At 76.2% G+C, this 25,647-nt stretch carries 21 protein-coding genes; 19 read left to right on the top strand and 2 right to left on the bottom strand.

Annotation, left to right across the window (positions count from 1 at the left end):
• The first annotated feature begins 35 nt into the window (after positions 1-35).
• The 11 genes from nadD (at position 36) to holA (ending at position 12,675) form a co-directional block, all read left to right on the top strand.
• A complete protein-coding gene (nadD, locus tag ACI78U_RS12220) occupies positions 36-719 on the top strand; it encodes a nicotinate-nucleotide adenylyltransferase (RefSeq protein ID WP_456875586.1) in 684 nt (227 codons plus the stop codon).
• Positions 716-1,294 (top strand): ribosome silencing factor, encoded by a 579-nt coding sequence (gene rsfS, locus ACI78U_RS12215; RefSeq protein WP_456875585.1) that lies wholly within the window; start codon positions 716-718, stop codon positions 1,292-1,294. Before nadD ends, rsfS begins: the two co-directional genes overlap by 4 nt.
• Complete coding sequence (locus ACI78U_RS12210; protein ID WP_456875584.1) at positions 1,291-2,028, top strand: histidine phosphatase family protein; 738 nt, start codon at positions 1,291-1,293, stop codon at positions 2,026-2,028. Before rsfS ends, ACI78U_RS12210 begins: the two co-directional genes overlap by 4 nt.
• 65 nt (positions 2,029-2,093) lie before the next feature.
• Positions 2,094-2,996, top strand: a complete 903-nt coding sequence (locus tag ACI78U_RS12205; protein WP_456875583.1) for a DegV family protein — start codon at positions 2,094-2,096, stop codon at positions 2,994-2,996.
• A 138-nt stretch (positions 2,997-3,134) separates the two neighbouring features.
• A complete protein-coding gene (locus ACI78U_RS12200; RefSeq protein WP_456875582.1) occupies positions 3,135-3,983 on the top strand; it encodes a ComEA family DNA-binding protein in 849 nt (282 codons plus the stop codon).
• The gene (locus ACI78U_RS12195) at positions 3,980-6,307 is read left to right on the top strand and encodes a ComEC/Rec2 family competence protein (RefSeq protein WP_456875581.1); all 2,328 of its coding nucleotides are present in this window, start codon (positions 3,980-3,982) and stop codon (positions 6,305-6,307) included. Before ACI78U_RS12200 ends, ACI78U_RS12195 begins: the two co-directional genes overlap by 4 nt.
• Positions 6,308-6,365: 58 nt before the next feature.
• The gene (locus tag ACI78U_RS12190; protein WP_456875580.1) at positions 6,366-7,715 is read left to right on the top strand and encodes an ABC transporter substrate-binding protein; all 1,350 of its coding nucleotides are present in this window, start codon (positions 6,366-6,368) and stop codon (positions 7,713-7,715) included.
• A gap of 13 nt (positions 7,716-7,728) precedes the next feature.
• The gene (locus ACI78U_RS12185) at positions 7,729-8,673 is read left to right on the top strand and encodes a carbohydrate ABC transporter permease (protein WP_456875579.1); all 945 of its coding nucleotides are present in this window, start codon (positions 7,729-7,731) and stop codon (positions 8,671-8,673) included.
• Entirely contained in the window at positions 8,670-9,587 is a 918-nt protein-coding gene (locus tag ACI78U_RS12180) for a carbohydrate ABC transporter permease (protein WP_456875578.1), read from the top strand. Before ACI78U_RS12185 ends, ACI78U_RS12180 begins: the two co-directional genes overlap by 4 nt.
• Positions 9,584-11,614, top strand: a complete 2,031-nt coding sequence (locus ACI78U_RS12175) for a beta-galactosidase (protein WP_456875577.1) — start codon at positions 9,584-9,586, stop codon at positions 11,612-11,614. Before ACI78U_RS12180 ends, ACI78U_RS12175 begins: the two co-directional genes overlap by 4 nt.
• 56 nt (positions 11,615-11,670) lie before the next feature.
• Positions 11,671-12,675 (top strand): DNA polymerase III subunit delta, encoded by a 1,005-nt coding sequence (gene holA / locus ACI78U_RS12170; protein WP_456875576.1) that lies wholly within the window; start codon positions 11,671-11,673, stop codon positions 12,673-12,675.
• Between the two features lie 69 nt (positions 12,676-12,744).
• On the opposite strand, the gene rpsT is transcribed toward holA, so the two are convergent.
• Positions 12,745-13,005 (bottom strand): 30S ribosomal protein S20, encoded by a 261-nt coding sequence (rpsT, locus tag ACI78U_RS12165; protein ID WP_456875575.1) that lies wholly within the window; start codon positions 13,003-13,005, stop codon positions 12,745-12,747.
• A 180-nt stretch (positions 13,006-13,185) separates the two neighbouring features.
• Between rpsT and lepA the strand changes: the two genes are divergently transcribed.
• A complete protein-coding gene (gene lepA, locus ACI78U_RS12160) occupies positions 13,186-15,015 on the top strand; it encodes a translation elongation factor 4 (RefSeq protein ID WP_456875574.1) in 1,830 nt (609 codons plus the stop codon).
• Positions 15,012-15,701, top strand: coding sequence for an MOSC domain-containing protein (locus ACI78U_RS12155; RefSeq protein ID WP_456875573.1), 690 nt, complete (start codon positions 15,012-15,014; stop codon positions 15,699-15,701). Before lepA ends, ACI78U_RS12155 begins: the two co-directional genes overlap by 4 nt.
• Here ACI78U_RS12155 and ACI78U_RS12150 read toward each other — a convergent pair.
• Positions 15,680-16,090 carry a hypothetical protein gene (locus ACI78U_RS12150; protein WP_456875572.1) on the bottom strand — a complete coding sequence of 137 codons (411 nt, stop codon included), beginning with the start codon at positions 16,088-16,090 and terminating at the stop codon, positions 15,680-15,682. The two genes, ACI78U_RS12155 and ACI78U_RS12150, sit on opposite strands and share 22 nt — an antisense overlap.
• 112 nt (positions 16,091-16,202) lie before the next feature.
• On the opposite strand from ACI78U_RS12150, the gene ACI78U_RS12145 reads away from it, so the two are divergent.
• The 6 genes from ACI78U_RS12145 to ACI78U_RS12120 all read left to right on the top strand — a co-directional run.
• Complete coding sequence (locus tag ACI78U_RS12145) at positions 16,203-16,895, top strand: LppX_LprAFG lipoprotein (RefSeq protein ID WP_456875571.1); 693 nt, start codon at positions 16,203-16,205, stop codon at positions 16,893-16,895.
• A complete protein-coding gene (locus tag ACI78U_RS12140) occupies positions 16,864-18,594 on the top strand; it encodes an MFS transporter (RefSeq protein ID WP_456875570.1) in 1,731 nt (576 codons plus the stop codon). The genes ACI78U_RS12145 and ACI78U_RS12140 overlap by 32 nt, the downstream gene beginning before the upstream one ends.
• Positions 18,595-18,646: 52 nt before the next feature.
• Positions 18,647-22,270, top strand: coding sequence for a BTAD domain-containing putative transcriptional regulator (locus ACI78U_RS12135; RefSeq protein WP_456875569.1), 3,624 nt, complete (start codon positions 18,647-18,649; stop codon positions 22,268-22,270).
• The gene (locus tag ACI78U_RS12130) at positions 22,267-23,667 is read left to right on the top strand and encodes an FAD-binding oxidoreductase (protein WP_456875568.1); all 1,401 of its coding nucleotides are present in this window, start codon (positions 22,267-22,269) and stop codon (positions 23,665-23,667) included. The genes ACI78U_RS12135 and ACI78U_RS12130 overlap by 4 nt, the downstream gene beginning before the upstream one ends.
• A gap of 87 nt (positions 23,668-23,754) precedes the next feature.
• Positions 23,755-25,170, top strand: coding sequence for an FAD-binding oxidoreductase (locus ACI78U_RS12125; RefSeq protein ID WP_456875567.1), 1,416 nt, complete (start codon positions 23,755-23,757; stop codon positions 25,168-25,170).
• Between the two features lie 155 nt (positions 25,171-25,325).
• Positions 25,326-25,647 (top strand): ATP-binding cassette domain-containing protein (locus tag ACI78U_RS12120; RefSeq protein ID WP_456875566.1); only part of this gene is annotated, 322 nt, incomplete at its 3' end.

Below are 25,647 nucleotides of genomic sequence, written 5' to 3'. Positions count from 1 at the left end.
CGGCCCGGGCAGTCCCGCCCGGCTAGGCTCGATCGGTGACCGGCACCCGGATCGGCGTGATGGGCGGGACGTTCGACCCCGTCCACAACGGCCACCTGGTGGCGGCGAGCGAGGTGGCCGGCCTGTTCGGGCTCGACGAGGTCGTCTTCGTGCCCACCGGTCAACCCTGGCAGAAGACCGACCGGGTGGTCAGTCCCGCCGAGGACCGCTACCTCATGACCGTCATCGCCACCGCCTCCAACCCGCGCTTCACCGTCAGCCGCGTCGACGTCGACCGCGAGGGCCCGACCTACACCATCGACACGCTCACCGACCTGCACCGGGAGCGGCCCGACGCGGAGCTGTTCTTCATCACCGGCGCCGACGCCCTCGCGCAGATCCTCACCTGGCGCGACAGCGAGCGGTTCCTGCGCCTGGCGCACTTCGTCGGGGTCACCCGCCCCGGGTTCACCCTGGCCGACGCGCACCTGCCCGAGGGCGCGGTCAGCCTCGTGGAGGTCCCCGCGCTGGCGATCAGCTCCACCGACTGCCGCGAGCGCGTGGCCCGCGGCATGCCGGTCTGGTACCTCGTGCCCGACGGGGTGGTCCAGTACATCGAGAAGCGCCGCCTCTACCGCTCGGACGCCGGCCCGCGGCGGCCGGGCGCCCCGCGCGCCGACCGGCCGGACGCCGGTCCGTCCGCCCCACCCCCGACCCCCCTCCAGGAGGTACCCCGATGACCGCCTCGGCCGAGGCGCGGGAGACCGCACTGCTCGCGGCCCAGGCCGCGGCCGACAAGCTCGCGACCGACGTGTCGATCGTCGACGTCAGCGACCGGCTGGCGATCACCGACGCGTTCGTGCTGGCCTCCGCGCCCAACGAGCGCCAGGTGCAGTCGATCGTCGACGAGGTCGAGGAGCGGCTGCGCGGGCGGGGCATCAAGCCGGTGCGGCGCGAGGGCGTCGCCGAGGCCCGCTGGGTGCTGCTCGACTTCGTCGACGTCGTCGTGCACGTCCAGCACGCCGAGGAACGCGCCTACTACGCCCTCGAGCGGCTGTGGAAGGACTGCCCGACCATCCCGTTCGTCGACCGCGCGGCCCCGGCCGGCGACGGCGCCTCCGCCGGGACCCTGTCCGCGGACGACGTGGACCCGGCCGGCTCCGGCCCGGCGCTGCTGGCGTCCGACCCGGACGAGCCGGCGGCGGACGCGACCGGCGGGACCACCGACGAGGACCTGCTCGACGACGACCTGCTCGAGGGGGACCCCCTGCTCGACGGGACGGCGGGGGAGCCCGGGGACGCGACGGGCCGGTGACGGCCGCCGTCCTGCCCGACATCCCGGTGCCGCGGCTGGTCGTCTGGCGGCACGGGCGGACCGAGTGGAACGCCACCGGCCGGTTCCAGGGCCAGTTGGACCCGCCGCTGGACGGCGAGGGTCGGGCGCAGGCGGTGCGCACCGCACCCCACCTGGTCGCGGGTGGGCTGGGTCGTGGGTCGACCGCCGTCGTCTCGAGCGACCTCGTCCGCGCCGCCGACACGGCCGCGGTGCTGACCGCCCTGCTCGGCGTCCCGCTGCACCTCGACGAGCGCCTCCGCGAGCACGGGCTGGGCTGCTGGGAGGGGCTGACCCGCGAGGAGGTGGCCGAGCGGTTCCCGGGCCAGTACGCCGACTGGCTCGCCGGCAGGCCGGTCCAGGGCCGCGGCGGTGAGGAGAACGCGGCCGTGGTGGCCCGCGCGCTGGCCGCGCTGGCCGACCTGCCGGCGGTGGACGCCGCCGTCGTCGTCACCCACGGCGGCACCGCCGGACGGCTGATCGAGGCCCTGCTCGGGCTCGGCCCGCAGCACCGGCGGGTGTTCGGGCCGCTGGCCAACTGCGGCTGGAGCGAGATCGCCCGGCAGGGGGAGCGGTGGCGGCTGCTGCGGCACAACTGCTCCGTCGCCGTCGTCCCCGGGGCGGAAGGGGACGGGCGGGCCGGACGCTCCGGGCTCGACGCCGGTGCCACCCCGGAGGGTGCCCCGCCGGCCCAGGACGCCGACGCGCTGACCTGAGGCCGGCGCCTCGGCCGGTCGGCACCCCGGCGGTCGTCCGGCCGGCCGCGGACTAACCTCGCCGGATGCCCGTCGCCGTGGTCACCGACTCCACGGCCTACCTGCCTCCCGAGGTCGTCGCCCGGTACGGCATCGAGGTGGTGCCCTGCTACGTGGTGCTGGCCGGCCGGTCGGGACGCGAGGGCGAGGAGATCACCCCCGGGGACGTCGCCCGGGCGCTCAGTGTCCGCGGGCAGCGGGTGTCGACCTCGCGGCCCACGCCCGGTGACTTCGTCGCCGCCTACCGCCGTCGACTGGCCGCCGGCGCCGACCGGGTCGTCTCCGTCCACCTGTCGGCCGACCTCTCCGGCACCTGGGACGCCGCCCGGCTGGCCGCCGCCCAGGTCGGGGAGCACGTGGTCACCGTCGTCGACACCCGGTCGACGGCGATGGGCACCGGCTTCGCGGTCCTGGCCGCCGCGCGCGCCGCCGCGGAGGGCGCGGACGCCGCCACGGTCGCCGCCGCGGCCAACGGCACCGCGGCGCGCACCCGCACGCTGTTCGTCGTCGACACCCTCGAACACCTGCGCCGCGGTGGCCGCATCGGCTCCGCCGCCTCGCTGCTGGGCACCGCGTTGTCGATCAAGCCGGTGCTGCACGTGGCCGACGGGCGGGTGGTGCCCCTCGAGCGGGTGCGGACCACCGCCCGTGCCATCACCCGCCTGGTGCAGCGGGCGGCGGAGGCCGCGGGCGGGCCGGGCGCCTCCGTGGCGGTGCACCACCTGGCCGCCGCCGACCGCGCGGAGAAGCTGGCCGCCCAGTTGCGCGAGGCGATCCCCGGCATCCGGGAGCTGCACGTCAGCGAACTGGGCGCGGTCATCGGCGCGCACGTCGGACCCGGCGCGGTCGGCGTCGTGGTGGCACCGGCGGAGCAGGAACCCGATCAGGGCGAGGAGCCCGGCACCGGCGCGGAGCGGCGCGGGGACTGACCGGAGGAGGTGGGGCACCGGCGCAGCGTGCACCCGCGTGCCCGGATCCGGCTCCGGCCCGTCCACAGGCGGGGGAGCCGTCCACAGGCGCCCGCCGGACGGTCCGCGGCGGCCGACGTCGTCCCTAGCGTCCGCCGGGTGCGCCTGACCTCCCGCCGCGACGACGCCGACGTCATCCGCGCCCGGCTCCGGGTGCTCCTCGACGAGGGCCGACGGTCCGGCTGGCTGCCTGACGACGACCCCCGCGACGACACCGACGACCACACGCCTGACGACCACGCGCCTGACGACCACGCGCCTGACGACCACGCCGACGACGGGCCCGACGAGGCCGCGGACGAGGGGACGCACGACCCGGGACGGCGCCGGGCGGCGGCGCGGGCGGTGCGCGTCGACCCGGGCCGGCGCGGCACCTGGGCGCTGTGGGCGGCCGGCCTCCTCGCCGCCCTGGTGGTGGCAGGCTGGACCTGGCTCGACCGGCCCAGCGTGCAGCCCGCGCCGCCGGCCGTGAACCCCGCCCCGGCGGCACCGGACGCGCCCGCGGTGGGGGAGCCCGCCGGGACGCAGGCGACCGTCGTCGTCTCCGTCGTCGGCCTGGTGGTGCGGCCCGGCCTGGTGACCCTGCCCGAGGGCGCGCGGGTGGCTGACGCGGTCGCCGCGGCCGGCGGGCTGCTGCCCGAGGCCGACCCCGCGTCGGTCAACCTGGCCGCGGTCGTGACCGACGGCCAGCAGATCGCCGTCGGCGTGCCCGGCGCCGCACCGGCGGCCGCGCCGGCCGGTACCGGACCCCCGGGCGGGCCGCTGGACCTCAACACCGCCACGGCCGCCGACCTCGACGCCCTCCCGGGCATCGGCCCGGTCCTGGCCGAGCGGATCGTCGACCACCGGGACCGGAACGGCCGCTTCACCAGCGTCGAGCAGCTCGACGACGTCCCCGGCATCGGTCCGACCATCTACGCCGAGCTGGCCGACCTGGTGCGGGTGTGACGGTCCCGCCACCGGTCCGCCGGACGTGGCTCGACCTGCGGCTGGTCCCCGTCGCCGTCGCCGTCTGGACCGTCACACTCGGCGCGGTCCACGTCCCCCCGGTCGCATCGGCCGCCGTCGCGGCCGGGGCGGTGGCCGGCGCCGCCGTCGTGGCCCGCAGGCGGGACCGGGCCGGGGCGCTCGTCGTCCTCGCCGTGCTCGGCGCGGTGGCGACCGCGTCCGGGATCGCGGCCGTGCGGGGGGCCGCCCACGCCGCCTCCCCGCTGGCCGGGGTCGGCGCGGACCGCACGGTGACCGTGGTCCTCGAGGTGGACGGGGACCCCCGGCGGGTGGGGAGCGCGGCCGCGCCGCGCCTGGCCCTCGACGCCACGGTCACCGCGTTCGACGACGGCCGCTCGACGGTCGACCTGACCGCGCCCGTCGTGGTCTTCGCGCCCGTGGACGGCTGGGCCGACCTGCTGCCCGGTCAGCGGGTGCGGGCGCGGGTCGCCGTGCGCGCGGCGCCCGCCTCCGAGGGGATCGTCGCCCGGCTCTCGGCGCGTGGACCCCCGCACCCGGTCGGCGAGCCGCCGTGGGTCCAGCGCCTGGCCGGCGGGGTGCGCGACGGGCTGGCCGGCTCGGCGGCCCGCGTCCTGGACCCCTCCGCGGCCGGCCTGCTGCCCGGCCTGGTCGTCGGGGACACCCGCGCCATGGACCCGGTGCTCACCGAGGACTTCCGTCGCGCCGGGCTGTCCCACCTCACCGCGGTGTCCGGCGCCAACGTGGCGATCGTCCTCGCCGGGGTGCTCGCACCGCTGCGCCGCCGGGCCGTCGACCGCCGCGCGCAGGCGCTGGTCGCCCTCGTCGCGCTCGCCGGGTTCGTGGTGTTGGCCCGGCCGACCGCCAGCGTCGTCCGGGCGGCCGCCATGGGCGGCGTCGGCCTGCTGGCGCTGGCCTCCGGCCGCTCCCGGGTGGCGGTGCCCGCACTCGCGGCCGCGGTGACGGTCCTGCTGCTGCTCGACCCGCGGCTTGCGTGGGACGCCGGCTTCGCCCTGTCGGTGACCGCGACGGCGGCGATCGTGCTGCTCTCGCCCGGGTGGTCCCGCGCGCTGCAGCGGCGCCGGTGGCCCGTCGTGCTCGCCGACGCGGTGGCGGTCGCCGCGGCCGCCGGCCTGGCCACCGCGCCGCTGGTCGCCGGGCTGTCGGGCCTGGTCAGTCCCGTGTCGTTGCCGGCCAACCTGCTCGCGGCCCCGGCCGTGGCGCCCGCGACGGTGCTCGGGTTGCTCGCCGCGCTCGTCGGCACGGTCGCGCCGCCGGCCGGCGACGCCCTCGTCTGGGTGGCCGGCTGGCCGGTGCGGTGGCTGGTGGCCGTCGCCCGGACGGCCGCCGGCCTCCCCGACGCGGCCACCGGGTGGCCGGCCGGCACGCGGGGCGCGCTGCTGCTCACCGCGCTGTTCGTGGCGGCCGGGCTGGTGCTGTGGCGCTCCCGGCGGCTGCGCGCCCTGGCCTTCGCCGTCCTCCTCGGGCTGGTCCTCCTGGGCTGGCCGCTGCGCCAGGTGGCCGGCGGCTGGCCGCCGTCCGGTGCCGTGCTGGTCGCCTGCGACGTCGGCCAGGGGGACGCCCTCGTCGTGCCCACCGGCCCCGGGGAGGCCGTGCTCGTCGACGCCGGGCCGGAGGTCGGCCCGGTCGACGCGTGCCTGCACCGGCTGGGGGTCGACACCCTCCCGCTCGTGCTGCTCTCCCACCTCGACGCCGACCACGCCGGCGGCCTGGCCGGCGCACTGGCCGGGCGGGAGGTCGGGACGATCGCCACCGGGACGCTGTCCCCGGCCGACGACCGCGGGGCCGCGCTGGACGCGCAGGCCGCCCGCGCCGGGGCGCGCCGGGAGGTGCTCGAGCCGGGCGACGTGCGGACGGTCGGAGGTGCACGGCTGGAGGTCCTGGCGCCGCCTCCCGAGATCGCCACGGCGGCCGCCGAGCCCAACGACCTGTCCCTGGTCGTCCGGGTCACCCACCGGGGCCTGCGGGTGCTGCTCACCGGGGACCTCGGCGCCTCCGCCGAGGCGCGGCTGCTCGACCGCGGGGTGGACCTCACCGCCGACGTCCTCAAGGTGCCCCACCACGGCAGCGCCGACGCCGACCCGGCGTTCCTGGCCGCGGTCGGCGCCCGGGTCGCGATCGTCTCGGTGGGGGAGGACAACACCTACGGCCACCCGGCGCCGGATCTCCTATCGGCCCTGGTCAGGGCCGGAACGAGGGTGCACCGGACCGACCTCGAGGGGGATCTCGCCGTCGTCGGCAGCGCCGAGGAGTGGGGTGTCGCGCGCCACGGCCCGGCTCCTTGACTCCGCCTCGGCGCAGCAGTCACCCTCTGCCGGACCCCCCAATGACGAGGAGTTCTCTGTGAAGCACCAGCGCCGCCTGATGGTGGCCGCCATGACCCTCCCCATGCTCGCCCTGGCAGCCTGCGGCGGCGGGGACGACGACACGGCCGCGGGCGGCGGCGGAGGCGGTGGCTCCACCGACTGTGCCGCGTCCGACGGCGAGGTCACGCTCAACTTCGTGACGTGGGTGCCCGGCATGGACGAGGTCGTGGCCATGTGGAACGAGGAGAACCCCGACGTCCAGGTCGAGGTGGAGACCACCCCGGCTGGCAACGCCGGCACCTACAGCAACCTGTTCAACGGCCTGGAGGCCGGGACGGCGCCGGACGTCAGCCAGATCGAGTACGACTCCCTGTCGAGCTTCCGGCTCCAGGACGGGCTGCAGGACATCAGCGCCTGCGAGGGCGTCGAGGACGCCTCCGGCGACTTCGTCGACTGGACGTGGTCGCAGGTGCAGCTGGGTGACGAGGGCGTCTACGCGATCCCGCAGGACACCGGCCCGATGGCGCTCTTCTACCGCGAGGACCTCTTCCAGCAGGCCGGCATCACCGAGCCGCCGGCCACCTGGGAGGAGTACTACCAGGCCGCCCAGCAGCTCAAGCAGGCCACCGGCGCCTACATCACCCACTTCCCGCAGGGCGACGCGAACTGGTTCACCGGCCTGCTGTGGCAGCGCGGCGCGAGCCTCTTCGAGCTCGACGGCGACCAGGTGCAGGTCAACGTCGACAGCCCGGAGGCGCAGGAGGTGGCGGACTACTGGCAGCGGATGATCGACGAGGACCTCGTCGCCACCAACCTGCAGGGCTTCTCGCCCGACCTCTACGCCGCGTGGAACTCCGGCCAGGTGGCCAGCTGGCCGTCCGCGGCCTGGGGCTACTCGACCATCCGGGACAACGCGGCCAACACCGCCGGGCTGTGGCGGGTCGCCCCCATGCCGCAGTGGAGCGAGGGTGACCAGGCCGCGGGCAACTGGGGCGGGTCGACCACGGCCGTCCTCTCCGGCACCGAGCACCCCGCCGAGGCGGCGCGCTTCGCGCTGTGGCTGAACACCGACCCCGAGGCGCTGGCCATGGCCAACGAGCTCGGTGGTCTCTTCCCGGCCGCCAACGCCGGCTCGGAGCTGCCCGCCCTGCAGGAGGGCGTCGACTTCTACGGCGGCCAGGAGATCTTCTCGATCTTCACCGAGGCCTCGGGTCAGGTCGACACCGACTTCACCTGGGGCCCGACCATGACCGACACCTACACGGCCATGAGCGACGGCTTCACCGCCGCCCTCAACGGCCAGGGCACGCTCTCGGACGCGCTGACCGACGCCCAGGCCGCGTCGGTGGAGTCGCTGGAGAGCCAGGGCGTCCAGGTCGCGGACTGACCTCGCACCGGTCATGACCGTCGTCGCTCCACCGGCCAGCTCGTCCTCCCCTGCCGCCGCACCGCGGCGGCAGGGGAGGACGGCGGTCCGGTCCCGGGCCTGGATCTGGTTCACCCTGCCGTTCCTGGTCCCGTTCGTCCTCTTCTACCTGCTGCCCATCGGCTACGCGATCGGTCAGAGCCTGACCAAGACCGAGCGCACCGGCGGGATCTTCGGCGAGACGACCACCACCTTCGCCGGCCTGGAGCAGTACTCCCGGGTGGTCACCGACCCGGCCTTCCTCGAGGGGGTCGGGCGTGTCCTGCTCTTCGGCGTCGTGCAGGTGCCGATCATGCTGGGGTTCGCCCTGCTGCTCGCCCTGCTGCTGGACTCGGCGGTGGCCCGGCTCAAGCGCACGTTCCGGATCGCCTTCTTCCTGCCCTACGGCATCCCCGGGGTCATCGCGGCGCTGATGTGGGCGTTCCTCTACAGCCCGCAGCTGAGCCCCATCGTGGGTCTGCTGGAGGACGTCGGGCTCGAGGTCGACTTCCTCGGCTCGGGCACCATCCTGTGGTCGATCGCCAACGTCGTGACCTGGACCTACACCGGGTACAACATGCTGATCATCTTCGCGGCGATGCAAGCGATCCCGCAGTCGGTCTACGAGGCCGCCAAGGTCGACGGCGCCGGCGGCATCCGCACCGCGTGGTCGATCAAGATCCCGCTCGTCCTGCCCGCGCTGGTCCTCACCGGGGTGTTCTCGATCATCGGCACGCTGCAGCTGTTCACCGAGCCGGTCGTGTTCCGGGCGATCTCGACCAACGTGACGTCGAGCTACACGCCGAACCTGCTCGCCTACACGACGGCGAGTGCGAACAACTACCCGCTGGCCGCTGCCATGTCGGTGGTCCTGGCCGTCGCGACCTTCATCCTCTCCTTCGCGTTCCTGCGGGCGACCTCGAGGCGGTCGGGACTGTGAGCACCGCGACGCCCGTCCAGGGCGGGGAGCAGAGCGCCAACCCGCCGCGGTCGCGGCTGGCGCGCCGGGGGGCCACCCGCGAGTCCCCGGTCTCGGTGACCGCGGCGATGCTCGTCCTGGTCGCCGCGGCCGTGTACTTCCTGCTGCCGGTCTACTGGCTGGTCGTCAACTCGACCAAGTCCCAGCCGGACCTGATCAACAGCAACGGCTTCTGGTTCGCCGACTGGAACCTCGGGGCCAACCTGGCGGCGCTCTTCGCCCGCGAGGACGGCATCTTCCTGCGCTGGGCGCTCAACAGCCTCCTGTACGCGGGGCTCGGCGCGGCGGTGGGCACGCTGCTGGCGGCGATGGCCGGCTACGCCATGGCCAAGTACGAGTTCCGCGGCCGGGAGTTGCTGTTCTCGATCGTCCTCGGCGGGGTGCTGGTGCCGGCGACCGCACTCGCACTGCCGCTGTTCCTCCTGTTCGCGCGGGTGGACCTCACCAACACCTTCTGGGCGGTGTTCCTCCCGAGCATCGTCAGCCCGTTCGGGGTGTACCTGTCGCGCATCTTCGCGGCCGCATCAGTCCCCGACGAGCTGATCGACGCCGCCCGGCTCGACGGTGCGAGCGAGTGGCGGATCTTCGCCACCATCGCCGCCCGGCTGATGAGCCCGGCGCTGGTGACGATCTTCCTGTTCCAGTTCGTCGTCATCTGGAACAACTTCCTGCTGCCGCTGATCATGCTGCGCAACAACGACCTCTGGCCGATCACCTTCGGCCTGTTCTCCTGGCAGTCCCAGGTGTCGCGCGACCCGCAGCTGCAGATCCTCACCGTCGTCGGCTCGCTGGTCTCGGTGGTCCCGCTGATCATCACCTTCCTGGTCCTGCAGCGGTACTGGCGGGCAGGGCTGTCGGCGGGGTCGGACCGGTGAGCCGCTGGCCCACCGACTCCATCTCCTTCGGCGGGGACTACAACCCCGAGCAGTGGCCGCGTGAGGTGTGGGTCGAGGACGTCGCCCTCATGCGGGAGGCCGGTGTCGACCTGGTCACCGTCGGGGTGTTCAGCTGGGCCCTGCTCGAGCCCGAGCCGGGGCGCTTCGAGACCGGCTGGCTCGACGAGGTCGTGGACCTGCTGCACGAGGGCGGCATCCGGGTCGACCTGGCCACCGCGACGGCGTCGGCGCCGCCGTGGCTGGCGCGGCTGCACCCGGAGGTGCTGCCCGTCGCCGAGGACGGCACCCGCTTCGCCATCGGCGGGCGGCAGACCTGGTGCCCGTCCTCGCCGGTGTTCCGGGAGCGCTCGCTGGCGCTGGTCGAGCACCTGGCCCGGCACTACGCCGGGCACCCGGCGCTGGCCATGTGGCACGTCAACAACGAGCTCGGCTGCCACAACGTGCACTGCTACTGCGACGTGTCGGCCGAGGCGTTCCGCAGGTGGCTGCAGCGCCGCTACGGCGCCGGCACCGACGGGCTGGCGGCGCTCAACGAGGCCTGGGGCACCGCGTTCTGGAGCCAGCGCTACGGCGACTGGGCCGAGATCGGCGTGCCGCGGCGGACGACGGCCACCGGCAACCCCACGCAGCGGCTGGACTACCTGCGCTTCTCCTCCGACGAGCTGCTCGACCAGTACCTCGCCGAGGCCGAGGTGCTGCGCCGGATCACCCCGGACGTCCCGGTCACGACCAACTTCATGGTCACCAGCCACCAGTGGGCCATGGACTACGGCGTCTGGGCGCCCACCCAGGACGTGGTCTCCAACGACCACTACCTCGACCACCGGCTGCCCGACCCGCACGCCGAGATGTCCTTCTGCGCCGACCTCACCCGCGGCCTGGCCGGGGGCGGGCGCTGGCTGCTGATGGAGCACTCGACCTCCGCGGTCAACTGGCAGCCGGTCAACGTCGCCAAGCGGCCCGGGGAGGCGGTCCGCGACAGCCTCGTGCACGTCGCCCGCGGCGCCGAGGGCATCTGCTTCTTCCAGTGGCGGGCCAGCCGGGCCGGCGCGGAGAAGCACCACTCGGGCCTGCTGCCGCACGCCGGCACCGAGTCGCGCACCTGGCGGGAGGTCACGGAGCTCGGCCGCGCGCTGCGCAGCCTCGACGAGGTCCGCGGGACGCGGGTGCAGGCCGACGTGGCGCAGGTGTTCGACCACCAGGCGTGGTGGGCGAACGACGCGCCCTCCCGGCCCACCGAGCTGCTGCGCTACCTCGACGCCGGCCGCGCGGTGCACCGCGTGCTGCGCGCGGCCGGGGTCACCAGCGACGTCGTCCCCGTGGCCGCCGACGACCTGGCCGAGCGGCTGGCCGCCCACCGCGTCGTGGTCGTCCCGACCCTGCACCTGTGCACCGACGCCACCGCCGAGGCGATCGCCGCCGCGGGCGCCGCGGGAGCCCACGTCGTCGTCACGTGCTCGTCGGGCGTCGTCGACGAGCACGAGCACGTCCGCCTCGGCGGCTACCCGGGCGCCTTCCGCGACCTGCTCGGGGTGCGGATGACCGAGGTGCTGCCCCTGCTGCCCGGTGAGGTGCTCGAGCTCGAGCACGGCTGGCGCGGGACGGTCTGGTCCGAGGAGGGCACGGTCGGCGACGACGTCGAGGTCGTCGCCCGGGTGCTCGCCGGGCCGGTGCCCGGCCAGCCCGCGGTGACCCGTCGCCCGCTGCCCGGCGGGGGCGTCGCCTGGTACGTCGCCACCCAGCTCGACGACGCCTCCTGGGACGCGCTGCTGCGCCGGGTGCTCGAGGAGGCCGGCGTCGGGCCGGTCGCCGCCGTGCCGCCGGGCGTGGAGGTGGTCCGCCGGGTGTCCGACGACGGCGCGCGCTCCTACCTGTTCTGCCTCGACCACACCGGCCGGGAGCAGCGCGTCCCGGCACGCGGGACCGAGCTGCTCACCGGCCGGGAGGTCGACGGCGAGGTGGTCGTGCCGGCGCGGGGAGCCGCCGTGGTCCGCGAGGACGCCTGACCCGCCACCCGGCGGAGGACCGCGGGGCTGTCGGCGGCGCGTGACACCATGCCGGGGTGACCGCCGCACCGCCCCCGCCGACCTCCCGCCTGCGGGTCGTCGTCGGCGAGGAGGAGCTGCTGCGCTCGCGCGCGGTGGCCGCGGTGCGGGCCGCCGTCCTCGAGCGGCACCCGCAGGCGGAGCTGCACGAGCTGACCGCCCTCGGCCTCCCGGTCGGGCAGCTGGCCGACGTGCTCGCCCCCTCGCTGTTCGGCGAGCACCGCCTCGTCGTCGTCAGCGGGGTGCACGAGGCGGCGAGCGCGCTGGTCGACGCGCTGACCGGCTACTGCACGGACCCCGACCCCGACCTCACGCTCGTGGTCGTGCACCACGGCGGCAAGCGCAACGAGGCGCTGCTCAAGGCCCTGAGCGCCGCCGGCGCGGCCGTCGACGAGTGCGCCAAGATCTCCTCACCCGGCGACCGGGCGGCGTTCGTGCGCAACGAGGTGCGCGGAGCCGGCGGGCGGATCACCCCGGACGCGGTCACCGCGCTGGTCGACGCCGTCGGTGGCGACCTGCGGGCCCTCTCCTCGGCGGCCACGCAGCTGGTCGCCGACGTCGGCGGCGCGATCGACGCCGACGCGGTCGCCCGTTTCCACCGCGGTCAGGCCGAGGTCAGCGGCTTCACCGTCGCCGAGCGGGTGCTGGTGGGGGACCGGCAGGGGTCCATCGAGACGCTGCGGTGGGCGCTTGAGCGTGGCGTCGCGCACGTGCTCGTCGCCGACGCGATCGCCGACGGCATCCGCACCGCGGCCAGGGTCACCTCGCTGAACACGTCGAACACCGGCGAGCTCGCGAGGGCGCTCAAGCTGCCGCCGTGGAAGGTGAAGAAGGCGCAGTCCCAGGCGCGGGGCTGGAGCATCGAGGGCCTCCAGCAGGCGATCGGCGTGGCCGCCGAGCTCAACGCCGACGTCAAGGGCGTGGCGGCCAGCGCCGACTACGCGCTCGAGCGTGCGATCCGCCGCATCGTCGACATCCGCGCCACCACCGGCCGCGACTCCCGCGCCCGCGCCCGGTACTGAGCCGGAGAGAGCGACGGGCCCCCGTCCTCCGGCGAGGAGGACGGGGGCCCGGGAGCGCGGCGACGCAGCTCAGAGGCTGGTCAGCTGCTTGGCCATGCCCGACTTGCGGTTGGCGGCCTGGTTCTTGTGGATGATGCCCTTGCTGGCGGCCTTGTCGAGGGCCTTGCTGGCCCGCTGCAGGGCGGTGGTCGCGGCGTCGGTGTCGCCGGAGGCAGCGGCCTCGCGGAAGCGGCGGACGGCCGTCTTCAGGGCGGACTTGACGGCGACGTTGCGCTGCCGCGCCTTCTCGTTCGTCTTGTTCCGCTTGATCTGGGACTTGATGTTCGCCACGCGTGAGCCTCGGTGTCTCGCAGGAAGGGTGCAGGTCTGTCGGTACGTCCGGACGGCAGGCGTCAGCGGACCGGCCTGCCAGGTTACCAGCGTCCCGGGGGCCGTCCCACCCCGGCCGCAGGTGTGCCCCGGCACGGTGCTCCGCACCGTCGCGCCCGGCCGTGGGACGATGGCGGCACTGTGACGACTCCCGCTGCCACCGATCCCGCCCGGATCCGGAACTTCTGCATCATCGCCCACATCGACCACGGCAAGTCGACGCTGGCCGACCGGATGCTCGAGGTCACCGGGATCATCGAGGCACGGCAGATGCGCGCCCAGTACCTCGACCGCATGGACATCGAGCGTGAGCGGGGCATCACCATCAAGGCGCAGAACGTTCGCCTGCCCTGGACGGTCGGCGGCGACGAGTACGTCCTCGACATGATCGACACCCCGGGCCACGTCGACTTCACCTACGAGGTGTCCCGGTCGCTGGCCGCCTGCGAGGGCGCGGTCCTGCTGGTCGACGCCGCGCAGGGCATCGAGGCGCAGACCCTGGCCAACCTCTACCTGGCCCTGGAGAACGACCTCACGATCATCCCGGTCCTCAACAAGATCGACCTGCCGGCCGCCCAGCCGGAGAAGTACGCCGCCGAGATCGCGCACATCATCGGCTGCGACCCCGACGACGTCCTGCGGGTCAGCGGCAAGACCGGCGAGGGCGTGCCCGAGCTGCTCGACGCGATCGTCGCCCAGATCCCGCCGCCCGAGGGCGACGCCGACGCCCCGGCCCGCGCGATGATCTTCGACAGCGTCTACGACATCTACCGCGGCGTCATCACCTACGTCCGGGTGGTCGACGGGCGGATCGCCAGCCGCGAGCGGATCAAGATGATGTCGACCGGCGCCACCCACGAGCTGCTCGAGATCGGCGTCATCTCACCGGAGCCCAAGCCGGTCGACGGCCTCGGCGTCGGGGAGGTCGGCTACTTCATCACCGGGGTGAAGGACGTCCGCCAGTCCCGCGTCGGCGACACCGTCACGCTGCAGCACCGCCCGGCCGCCGAGCCGATCGGCGGGTACAGCGACCCCCGGCCGATGGTCTACTCCGGCCTCTACCCGATCGACGGCAGCGAGTACCCGCTGCTGCGCGAGGCGCTGGACAAGCTGCTGCTCAACGACGCCGCGCTCACCTACGAGCCGGAGACCTCCGCGGCGCTGGGCTTCGGGTTCCGCGTCGGGTTCCTCGGCCTGCTGCACCTGGAGATCGTCCGCGAGCGCCTCGAGCGCGAGGCCGGCATCAGCCTCATCTCCACCGCGCCCAACGTCGTCTACCGCGTGGTCATGGAGGACGGCACCGAGCACACGGTGACCAACCCCAGCGACTGGCCCGAGGGCAAGATCGACACGGTCTTCGAGCCGGTCGTCAACGCCACGATCATCGCGCCCAGCGACTACACCGGCACCATCATGGAGCTCTGCCAGGGCCGGCGCGGCCAGCTCGGCGGCATGGACTACCTGAGCGAGTCCCGCGTCGAGCTGCGCTACACGCTGCCCCTCGGCGAGATCATCTTCGACTTCTTCGACGCGCTGAAGTCGCGCACCCGCGGCTACGCGTCGCTGGACTACGCCGAGGCCGGTGAGCAGGAGTCGGCGCTGGTCAAGGTGGACATCCTGCTGCAGGGCGAGGCCGTCGACGCGTTCAGCGCGATCGTGCACAAGGACAAGGCGTACAGCTACGGCGTGATGATGGCCGGCAAGCTGCGCGAGCTCATCCCGCGGCAGCAGTTCGAGGTGCCGATCCAGGCCGCCGTCGGCTCGCGGGTGATCGCCCGCGAGACCGTGCGCGCCATCCGCAAGGACGTCCTGGCCAAGTGCTACGGCGGTGACATCACCCGCAAGCGCAAGCTGCTGGAGAAGCAGAAGGAGGGCAAGAAGCGGATGAAGATGGTCGGCCGGGTCGAGGTCCCCCAAGAGGCCTTCGTCGCCGCGCTGTCCACCAGCGAGCCCTCTTCCGCCAGGAAGTGACCGCGCGGCTGCTGGCCGTCTGCGTGTCCGGCCCCGACCTGCTGCCCCTGCCCGGGCGCCGGCCCGACCGCAGCGGCATCGACAAGCGGCCGGTCGACGGCCGGGTCGCCGTCGGGGCGCTCGGCCTCGCCGGCGACGTCCAGGCCAACCGCAAGCACCACGGCGGCGAGGGGCAGGCGGTCTACGCCTTCGCCCAGGAGGACGCCGACGTCTGGGCCGCCGAGCTCGACCGCGACCTGCCGCCGGGCCGGTTCGGGGAGAACCTGCGGACGGCGGGGATCGACCTCACCGGCGCCGAGATCGGCGAGCGCTGGCGGGTGGGAACGGCGCTGGTCGAGGTGACCGCGCCGCGGACCCCGTGCGCCACCTTCGCCCGCTTCTGGGACGTCCCCGACCTGATCAAGCGGTTCACCGCGCGCGGCGCCACCGGTGCCTACCTGCGGGTGCTGGAGACCGGCGACCTCGGGGCGGGCGACGAGGTCACCGTCGTCGAGCGCCCCGGCCACGGCGTCACCACCGGCCTGGCGTTCCGCGCGCTGACCACCCAGCCGTACCGGATCGCCCAGCTCGAGCCGGCGCTGGCCGCCTTCCCGGTGAAGGCGCAGGCCAAGCTCGCCGGACGCATCGCCCGCGCCCGCGTCCGCGCGGAGAGCGCACCCGGCGCTCAGTGCAGCCAGGGCGCGTAGGACAGCCCCACCACGAGTCCCTCGGCGCTCTGCAGCCGGGCCACGGTCTGCCCCCACGGCTCCGTGCGCGCCCCGTGCAGCAGCTCGACGCCCCGGCCCTCCAGCTCGGCCGCGCCGGCGGCCACCGCGTCGATGCCGGCGAGCTCGAACTCGACGCTCGCCTGCGGCACCGGCCGCCCGGCCGGCCAGTCAGGGGTGCCGAAGCAGGCCTGCGCGGCCTCGCGCAGCGGCCAGACGCCGAAGTGCCTGCTGCCCTCGATGCGCTCGCTGGCGAAGTAGTCGCCGTCCAGCCGTTCCAGGGGCAGGCCGAGGGCGTCGACGTAGAGCGAGCGGCTCCCCACCGGGTCCGGGGCGATCACGCTGACGCTGGCGATGAACAGGATCTCCATGCGCACACCCTGCCCCCGGCCGCCGACAGGACCGGACGCTCCCGCTGGCGCGGCTCCCGGCGCGCTACCGTGCCCGCGCCGGGCCCGCCGGCACGGACGGGGAGGGACGTCGATGCCGCTGCAGCGCACCGCCGCACTGGCCGCCGGGCTGGTGGTCGCGCTGGCCGGCTGCGGGGGAGGGGAGCCCGAGGAGTCCGCCGGCGAGCTGCTGACCCGGGCGAAGACGACGCTCGACGAGACCAGCAGCCTGCACTTCGTGCTCACCAGCGAGGGCGCCCCGACCACCGGCACCGCGCTCACCGGCGGGGAGGGCGACGTGCTGCGCCCGGCGTCGTTCGAGGGCACCCTGCAGGTCCTCGCGGCGGGGGCGTCGCTCGACCTCGCCGTCGTCTCGGTCGACGGCACCGTCTACGCGCAGCTGCCCTTCACCAGCGGGTTCAGCGTCGTCGACCCCGCGCAGTTCGGCTTCGGCGACCCCGGCGCGCTGCTCGACCCCGACACCGGCATCTCGCAGCTGCTGGCCGAGGCCGACGCCGCCGAGCTGGGGGAGGAGCGGCGGGTCGACGGCGAGGTGGTGCGCGAGGTGACCGCCCAGCTGCCCGGGGACCTGGTCGAGCAGGTGCTCACCAGCGCCGACCCCGCCCAGCCGGTGGACGCCCGCTTCTCGGTGGCCACCGACAGCGGCCAGCTGCGCCGTGCCGAGCTCACCGGCCCCTTCTACGCCGCCGACCAGGACGCCACCTTCACCATCGAGCTCTCCGACTTCGGCGCCGATGTCGAGATCACCGCACCACCTGCCGGCTGACCCGGCGACCCGCGCCGTGCCGGGGCTGCCGCTGGTCGCCCTGGCGACGCTGGCGGTGCTGGTCACCGCGGCCGACACCTACGTCGTCGTCCTGGCCCTGCCCGACATCCTCACCGGGGTCGGCGTCGGCATCGACGAGCTGCAACGGGCGACACCGATCATCGGCGGCTTCCTGCTCGGCTACACCGCCACGCTGCCGCTGCTGGGCCGGCTGGCCGACCTGCGCGGGCGGGTGCCGGTCCTGGCCGGCTGCCTGCTGCTGTTCGCCCTCGGCTCGCTGCTGACCGCGACGGCGGCCGGGCTGGGCCCCGCCGTCGCCGGCCGCGGCCTGCAGGGGGTGGGCGCCGGCGGGCTGGTGCCCGCCACGTTGGCGCTGGTCGCCGACCGCTGGCCGCCCGAGCGCCGCGCGGTGCCGCTGGGCGTCGTCGGCGCGGTGCAGGAGGCCGGTGCGGTGCTCGGACCGCTGGTCGGCGCCGCGGTGCTCGCCGTCGCCGACTGGCGCGCGGTGTTCTGGCTGAACCTGCTGCTCGGGCTGGCCCTCGCCGCCGGGGTGGTGGTCACCGGCGGGCGGCGGGCGGACCCGCTGGGGCTCCTGCTGCTCGCGGTCACCGGCGCCGCGGCGGGCCTGCAGCTGGCCGAGCCGCCCGCGCTGGCCGAGGACGTCACGCTCGGCCTGGCCTGGGTGCCGCTGCTCGACGGCGTCCCGCCCGCGACGCCGCTGGTGCTCGCCGCCGTCGTCGCGGGGGCGGCGCTGGTCGCCCGCAGCCTCACCGCTCCCGACGGCGCGGTGCTGCCGCTGCGCGGGGTGCCGCGGCTGCTGCGCGAGGTCGACGTCGCCGGCTCGCTGCTCGTGGTGGTGGCGCTCGGGGCGCTGGTGTGGGCCTTCGCCGCGGCCGACCCGGCCACCGAGGTCGTCGCGCACGGCCCGGTGCTGCTGCCGGTCGCCGCGGCCGCCGCGGTCGCGTTCTGGCTGCACGAGCGGCGCACGCCCGACCCGGTGCTGCCGCTGGCCGAGCTGCGCCCGGCCGGGGCGTGGGGCGCCCTGCTGGTCAACCTGCTCGTCGGCGTCGCACTGGTGGCTGCACTGGTCGACGTCCCGCTGTTCGCCCGGGCGACGACGACCCCCGGCGACCAGCTCGGCGCGGCGCTGGTGCTGCTGCGGCTGCTCGTCGCCGTCCCGGTCGGTGCGGTGGCCGGCGGGTGGCTGTGCCGCCGGGTGGCCCCCCGGCTGGTCGCGGCCGCCGGCACGGCGCTGGCCGGGCTGGCGCTGTGGGCGATGACCGGCTGGGGCGAGACCTCGCTGGACGAGTGGCCCTCCACCGTCGTGCTGCTCGCCGTGGGCCTGGGCTTCGGCCTGGCGATCGCGCCGGTCAACGCGGTGCTCCTGGCGGTGACCGGCGCGGCGGTGCACGGCAGCGCCAGCGCGCTCGCCGTCGTCGCCCGCACCGTCGGCATGCTCGTCGGGCTCTCGCTGCTGACCGCCGTGGCGCTGCGCCGGTTCACCGCCGAGGTCGAGGCCATCGGCTCGCCGCTGACCCTCTGCCCGGCGACCCCGGCCGACTGCCCGGCGTACGAGGCGGCCACCGACGCCGCCGTGCTCACCCAGCTGCACACCGTGTTCGCCGGCGCCGCCGTGGCGGCCGGGCTGGCCGCGGTGGCGGCGCTGGTGCTGCTGCGGGAGGACCGCGCCGCGCGCTGACCGATACCCCCGGGTCGGCGTCTGCTCTACCGTGCGCGGGGGAGGGACGCCGGTGGACGACACGCAGCAGCTGCGGATCGGCCTGCTGGGCCCGGTGACCGCCTCGTCCGCCGGGGTCCCCCTCGACCTGGGCGGTCCCCGCCAGCGCGCCGTCCTGGTGGTCCTCGTCCTGGCCCGCGGCGAGGTGGTGCCGGTCGGCAGCCTGGTGCAGGCGGTCTGGGGCGACGACCCGCCGGAGGACGGCGTCGGCGCGCTGCAGGCCTACGTCTCGCACCTGCGCCGCCGGCTGCAGCCCGGCAGCGCAGCCCGGACCCGCTCGGCGGTCATCGTCCGCGAGGGCCGCGGCTACGCCGTCCGCCTGCCGCCCGACGCGGTCGACGCGTGGCGCTTCGAGGTGCTGGTGCAGCAGGCCGGCGCCACGGAGGACCCGGTGGCCGCGGTCGCGCTGCTGGACCAGGCGCTGGCGCTGTGGCGCGGGCCGGCGCTGGCGGAGTACGCCGACGAGCCGTGGGCGGAGGCCGCGACCGGCCGGCTCGCGGAGCTGCGCGCCGTGGCCCGGGAGCGGCGGGCCGACGCCCGGCTGCGGTGCGGCGAGGCCGCGCTGCTCGTCCCCGACCTCGAGGCGATGGTCGCCGAGGAGCCGCTGCGCGAGGAGCGCTGGCGACTGCTGGCGCTGGCGCTGTACCGCGCCCACCGGCAGGCCGACGCGCTGGCCGCCCTCCGCCGGGCCCGGACCGCGCTCGCCGAGGAGCTCGGCGTCGACCCCGGCCCGGCCCTGCGCGAGCTCGAGCAGCAGGTGCTCGCCCAGGCGCCCACCCTGCACGGCCCGCCGGCGCCGGCCGGCCGCCGGCCGGCCCCGCCCGCCGCGCACGTCTCCGTGCCCGCCTCCGCGGCCGGCGCCGGCGACGAGCTGCTCGACCGCGACCGCGAGGTCGCCGCCGTGCACGCCGCCCTGGACCACCTCACCGCCGGGGAGCACGGCGTGCTGCTGGTCGAGGGGCCGGCCGGCATCGGCAAGTCGCGGCTGCTGGCCGAGACCCGCCGGCTGGCGGCGGAGCGGTCGGTGCGGGTCCTCGCCGCCCGCGGCAGCCAGCTGGAGCGGTCCTTCGGGTTCGGCATCGCCCGGCAGCTGTTCGAGCCCCTGCTCGCCGGCGAGCGGGGCGAGGCGCTGCTGTCGGGCGCGGCGGCCAGCGCCCGCGGGGTCTTCGACCTGGCGCCCGCCGAACTCGCCGACGGCTCCTTCGCCGCCTTGCACGGGCTGTACTGGCTGGTGGTCGACCTGACCGCCGAGGGACCCCTCGTCCTCGCCGTCGACGACCTGCAGTGGTCCGACGGCGCCTCGCTGCGCTTCCTCGCCTACCTCGTCCGCCGGCTGGAGTCGCTGCCCGTGCTGGTGGTGGCCACGGTCCGCACGGGGGAGGCCGACGACGACGAGGCGCTGGTCGGCGAGCTGGCCCTCGACCCGGCCGCCGTCGTCCTCCGGCCGGCGCCGCTGTCGCTGGCGGCCACCGAGCGCATGGTGGGCCGCCGGCTCGGCGAGCCGGTCTCCCCGCTGTTCGCCCAGGCGTGCCACCGGACGACCTCGGGGATCCCCCTGCTGCTGCGCCAGCTGCTGCGCGGGCTGGAGGCCGACCGGGTCCGGCCGGACGCGGCGCACGCCGACACCGTCGTCGCCGTCGGCTCGCGGGCGGTGTCGAGCATGGTGCTGGTGCGGCTGCGGCGGATGCCGCCGGAGGTGGCCGACGTCGCCCGCGCCGCCGCGGTGCTCGGCGACGGCGCCTCGCTGCCGGCCGTCGCCGCACTGGCCGGCTGCGGCGAGGCCACGGCGGCGGCCGCGCTCGCCGCGCTGGCCCGCGCCGAGGTGGTGCGCGACGAGCAGCCGGTCGCGTTCGTCCACCCGCTGGTCCGCGAGGCGATCCACCGCGACCTGCCGGCGGCCGAGCGGGCGCTGCACCACGAGCGGGCCGCCGCGCTGCTGCGGGCGGCCGGCGCCAGCGACGAGCAGGTCGCCGCCCACCTGCTGCTGGCCCCGCGGCGGCACGACGACGCCACCGTGGCGGTGCTGCAGCGGGCCGCGCGGACGGCCGCCGAGCGCGGCGCCTCCGACAGCGCCGTCACCCACCTGCGGCGGGCGCTGGACGAGCCACCCTCCGACGCCCGGCGCCGCGACGTGCTCACCGACCTCGGCCTGCTCGAGGCGCTGCTCGACGGCGCGGCCGGCGTCGGGCACCTGCTGGAGGCCCACGCGCTGCACGAGGACCCCCGGGCGCGCGCCGACATCGCCACCGCGGTGGCCCGCACCCTCGTCTTCGCCGGCGAGCGCGGAACGGCCACCGCCTTCGCCCGGGAGGCGGCGAGCGTGCTCCCCGACGAGCTCGCCGACCACCGCCAGGCGTTGCAGGCCATCGAGATGACCAGCGGCTACATGCACGCCCTCGACCCGTCGGTCTGGCGGCGGGACGTGCCCGACCCCAGCGGCGAGGGCCACGGCGCGCAGATGCTCGCGGCCGCGCTGGCCTACGACGTCACCATCCAGGGCACCGACCGCGCCCGCGCGGTGCGGCTGGCCCGCGCCGCTCTCGCCGGCGACCGGCTGTGGGAGGTCGACAGCGGCCTGTTCTGGGTGGTGGCCGCGATCATCCGGATGCTGGCCGACGACGACGTCGGCGACTTCTGGGACCGCGCCCGGGCGCACGCGCACGCCCGGGGATCGCTGTTCGCCGCCATGTCCACCAACATCTGGCAGGGCTTCTGGCACGGCCGGCGGGGCGAGTTCGACGAGGCGGAGTCCTGCCTCACCGAGGCGCTCGAGCAGGTCGCCATGTGGGGCGGCGCCGGGGTGGGCGCGCCCTTCGCCGCCGCCTTCCGCATCGGCGTCCGGCTGGACCGGGGCGACGTCGCCGGGGCCCGCGCCGCCGCGGACGTCGCCGCGGCGGTCCCGGCCGCCGGCGACGGCGACCGGCTGCTGCGGCTGGCCGGGGCCCGGCTGCTCGTGGCCGAGGGCCGCTGCGCCGAGGCGCTGGACGCGCTGGCCGCGATCCCCGCGCCGGTCCCCATCCCGAACCCGGTGTGGAACCCGTGGCGCGGGATCACCGCGGCGGCGCTGGCCGGCCTCGGCCGCACCGGCGAGGCGGCCGACCTCCTCGAGACCGAGGCCGACCTCCTGCGCCGGTGGGGCGCGCCGAGCGCGCTGGGCCCGGCGCTGGTCCGGCTCGGCCGCCTCCGCGGGGACGCCGAGGTCGACCTCCTCCGCGAGGGCGTCGCGCTGCTGGAGGGCACCACCGCGGCCGTGGAGCTGGCCCGCGCCCGCTGCGCCCTGGGCGGCGTCGCGCGGCTGCCCGACCGGGAGGCGGTCCCGTTGCTGCGCGACGCGCTGCGGGCCGCGCGCGAGCACGGCGCCGCGGCGCTGGCCGAGGAGGCGTGCGCGGCGCTGCGGGCCCGCGGCTGCACCGACGACCCGGCCCGGGACGCCGTCCGCCGGCCCTCGCCGACCGAGCGCCGGATCCTGCAGCTGGCCGGGGACGGGTACGGGACGCGCGAGGTGGCGCAGCGGCTGTTCCTGACCCCGGGCACCGTGCGCGCCGTGCTCGAGTCGGCGGCCACCGACGGCGGTCTCAGGTTCTCCTCAAGTGCCGACCGGCAGCGTGTGGGGACACCGACGGGAGGACCGCCGTGACCCAGCACCAGGTGACGACGACCCCGCGCTCCCGCGCGGACCTGTTCCGCGGCCTGTGCGGCGGCGCCGTCCACCTGCCGGGCGACCCCTCCTACGACCTGGCCCGCGCCGCGTGGAACGTGCAGGTCGACGACCGGCCGGCCGCCGTGGTCTACCCGGCCTTCCCCGACGAGGTCGCCGACGTGCTGTGCGCCGCGGCCGCCGCCGGCCTGTCGGTGGCCCCGCAGGGCACCGGGCACGGGGCGCCGCCGCTGGAGGGCCGGCTCGCCGACGCCGTGCTGCTGCGCACCTCGGCCATGCGCGAGCTCGACGTCGATCCCGTCCGGCGGACCGCCCGGGCCGGCGCGGGCGTGCTGTGGGGCGACCTGACCGAGGTGGCCGGCCGGTACGGGCTGGCCGCGCGGCACCCGTCGTCGCCGGACGTCGGCGTCGTCGGGTACTCCCTGGGCGGTGGCATCGGCTGGTACGCCCGCCGGCTGGGCCTGCAGTGCAACGCGGTGACCGCGGTGGAGCTCGTGCTGGCCGACGGCAGCGCCGTCCGGGCCACCGCCGACCGGGAGGCGGACCTGTTCTGGGCGCTGCGCGGCGGCGCCGCGCCGCTCGGGGTGGTCACCGCCCTGGAGTTCGACCTGTTCCCGCTCGACACCGTCGTGGCCGGCTTCCTCGCGTGGGACGCGGCCGCCGTCGAGGAGGTCCTGCCCGGCTGGGTGGCCTGGTGCGCGACCGCGCCGGAGGAGGCCACCACGGCGTTCCGGCTGCTCGAGGTGCCGACCGCCCCCGAGATCCCGGCCGAGCTGCGCGGCCGCCGGCTGGCCATGGTCGACGGCGCGGTGCTCGGCGACGACGCCACCGCCGCGGACGTGCTCGCCCCGCTGCGCGCGCTCCGCCCGGAGATCGACACGGTCACCCGCGTCCCGGCGTCCTCCCTGGTGCGGCTGCACCTCGACCCCGAGGGGCCCACGCCGGCGTACGCGAGCAGCATGCTGGTCTCCGACCTGCCCGACGCGGCGGTCGCGGCCGTCGTCGACGCCGCGGGGCCGCGGTCGGGGAGCCGGCTGGCCGCCGCCGAGCTGCGCCAGCTCGGCGGCGCGCTCGGCCGGCCCGCGCCGGACGGCGGGGCGCTGTCGCTGCTGGAGGGCCGGTTCCTCGCCCTGGGCCTGGGCCTGGGACAGGGACCGGACGACGGCGCCGCGCACTGGGCGCAGCAGCGGGCCGACGCCGCGCAGTTCCTGTCCGCCCTCGAACCCTGGGCGACCGGCCGGCACTACCTGCCGATGCTCGACGAGCGCACCGACACCCGGAAGGTGTTCCCGCCCGGGGTGCACGCGCGGCTGTCGGCCGTCCGCCGGGCGGTCGACCCCGGCGCGCTCTTCGTCGCGGCGCACCCCGCCGCTTGAGACCGGGTCTCAGGGCCGTCCCAACTCCGCCTCAGGCGCCCGGCGCCACGGTTCCTCCCGTCAGCGACACCCGACCTGGAGGACCCCGTGACCAGCATCCTCGACGCCCCCGTCGACACCATCGTCGACGTCGACCCGGGCGTCTGCCTCGACGCGCTGCGCGACCGGCTGACCGGCTCGGTGCACGCGGCCGGCGAGCCCGGCTACGACGCGCTCGTCTCCCCGTGGAACCTCGCCGTCCCGATGGGGCCGGCCGCCGTGGTCGACGCCCGCACCGCCGAGGACGTCGCGGCCGCGGTGCGCTTCGCCGGCGAGCACGGCCTGACCGCGGGCGTGCAGGCCACCGGCCACGGCGCCGAGAGCTCGCTGGCCGGGCACCTGCTGGTCGTCACCCGCGGCCTCGACGAGTGCACCGTCCACCCCGAGGGCTGGGCCCGGGTGGGCGCCGGCGTGAAGTGGGCGCGGCTGGTCGAGGCCGCGGCGCCCTACGGCCTGGCCGGGCTCAACGGCTCGACCACCGACGTCGGCATCGTCGGCTACACCACCGGCGGCGGCGTCGGCCCGCTCGCCCGGACGTTCGGCCTGGCCGCCGACCGGGTGCGCGCCTTCGACGTCGTCACCGGCGACGGCGTGTCCCGCCGGGTCACCCCGACCGAGCACCCCGACCTGTTCGCCGCGCTGCGGGGCGGGAAGGGCGCCGTGGGCATCGTCACCGCCGCCGAGTTCGACCTGGTCCACCTGCCGACCTTCTACGGCGGCGCGGTCTACTTCGACGGCCCGGACATCCCGGCGGTGGTCGACCGGTGGCGGGACTGGGCGGACGCGCTGCCCGAGCAGGGGACGACGTCGTTCGTGGTCTTCCAGCTGCCCGAGGCGCCGGAGGTCCCGCCGCCGCTGGCCGGGAGGATGACGCTCGGCGTCCGGCTGGCCTGGACCGGCGACCCGGCCGAGGGCGAGCGGCTGCTCGACGAGATCCGCGCCGTCGCGCCGGTGCTCCTCGACGACGCCATGCTGCGGCCCTATCGCGAGATCGACCACGTGCACGCCGACCCGGTCGACCCGATGCCGGTCACCGACCCGGCGATCCTGCTGCACGACTTCCCGGCCGCGGCGGCCGAGCGGCTGCTCGCGGTGGCCGGCCCCGGCTCGGGCTCCGTGCAGGTCATGGTGGAGGTCCGGCACCTGGGCGGCGCGTACGCCCGCCCGCCGCGGTACCCGGACGCCTTCGCGCACCGGTCGGCGCGCTTCAGCGTGCTGACCGTCGGCGTGGCGCCCGACCCGGTGGCCGAGGCGACCACGCTGGCGCACGCCGCGGAGGTCTTCGCCGCGCTGGCCGACTGGGACACCGGCGGGGTGTGGCCGAACTTCGGCATCCCGCACGACGCGACGTCGGCCCGACGGTGCTACGACCCGGCGACCCTGGCCCGGCTGAGCGACGTCGTCGCCACCTACGACCCGCAGGGCGTCCTGCAGGCCGGCCACTACACGCGGGCGGGGGCCTGACCCCGACCGCCCGGGAGCCCGGGGGCCGGCGGCCTCCGGGCTCCCGCCGTGCCGGCCGCCGGTCACGGATCGGCGGCAGGTCGGACCCGCCTGTGGTGCCGGGGAGCGACGCGTGTCACAGTTCGCCGGATCCCCCGGCGCAGGAAGGAACTCTCATGGCCGCCATCACCTACGACCACGCGACGTTGACCTATCCCGGTGCCACCGCACCGTCGGTGAGCGGGCTGGACCTGGACGTCGCCGACGGGGAGTTCCTGGTCCTGGTCGGCCCCTCGGGCAGTGGCAAGTCCACCGCGCTGCGGATGCTGGCCGGGCTGGAGGAGGTGACCGAGGGCTCGATCCGGATCGGCGACCGGGACGTCACCCACCTGCCGCCCAAGGAACGCGACATCGCGATGGTGTTCCAGAACTACGCGCTGTATCCGCACATGACGGTGGCCGACAACATGGGCTTCGCGCTCAAGATCGCCGGGATGA

This window comes from Geodermatophilus sp. SYSU D00710, assembly GCF_054050195.1.
The sequence above is the reverse complement of the archived record's forward strand: the minus strand, read 5'-3'. Positions and strand labels throughout refer to the sequence as shown.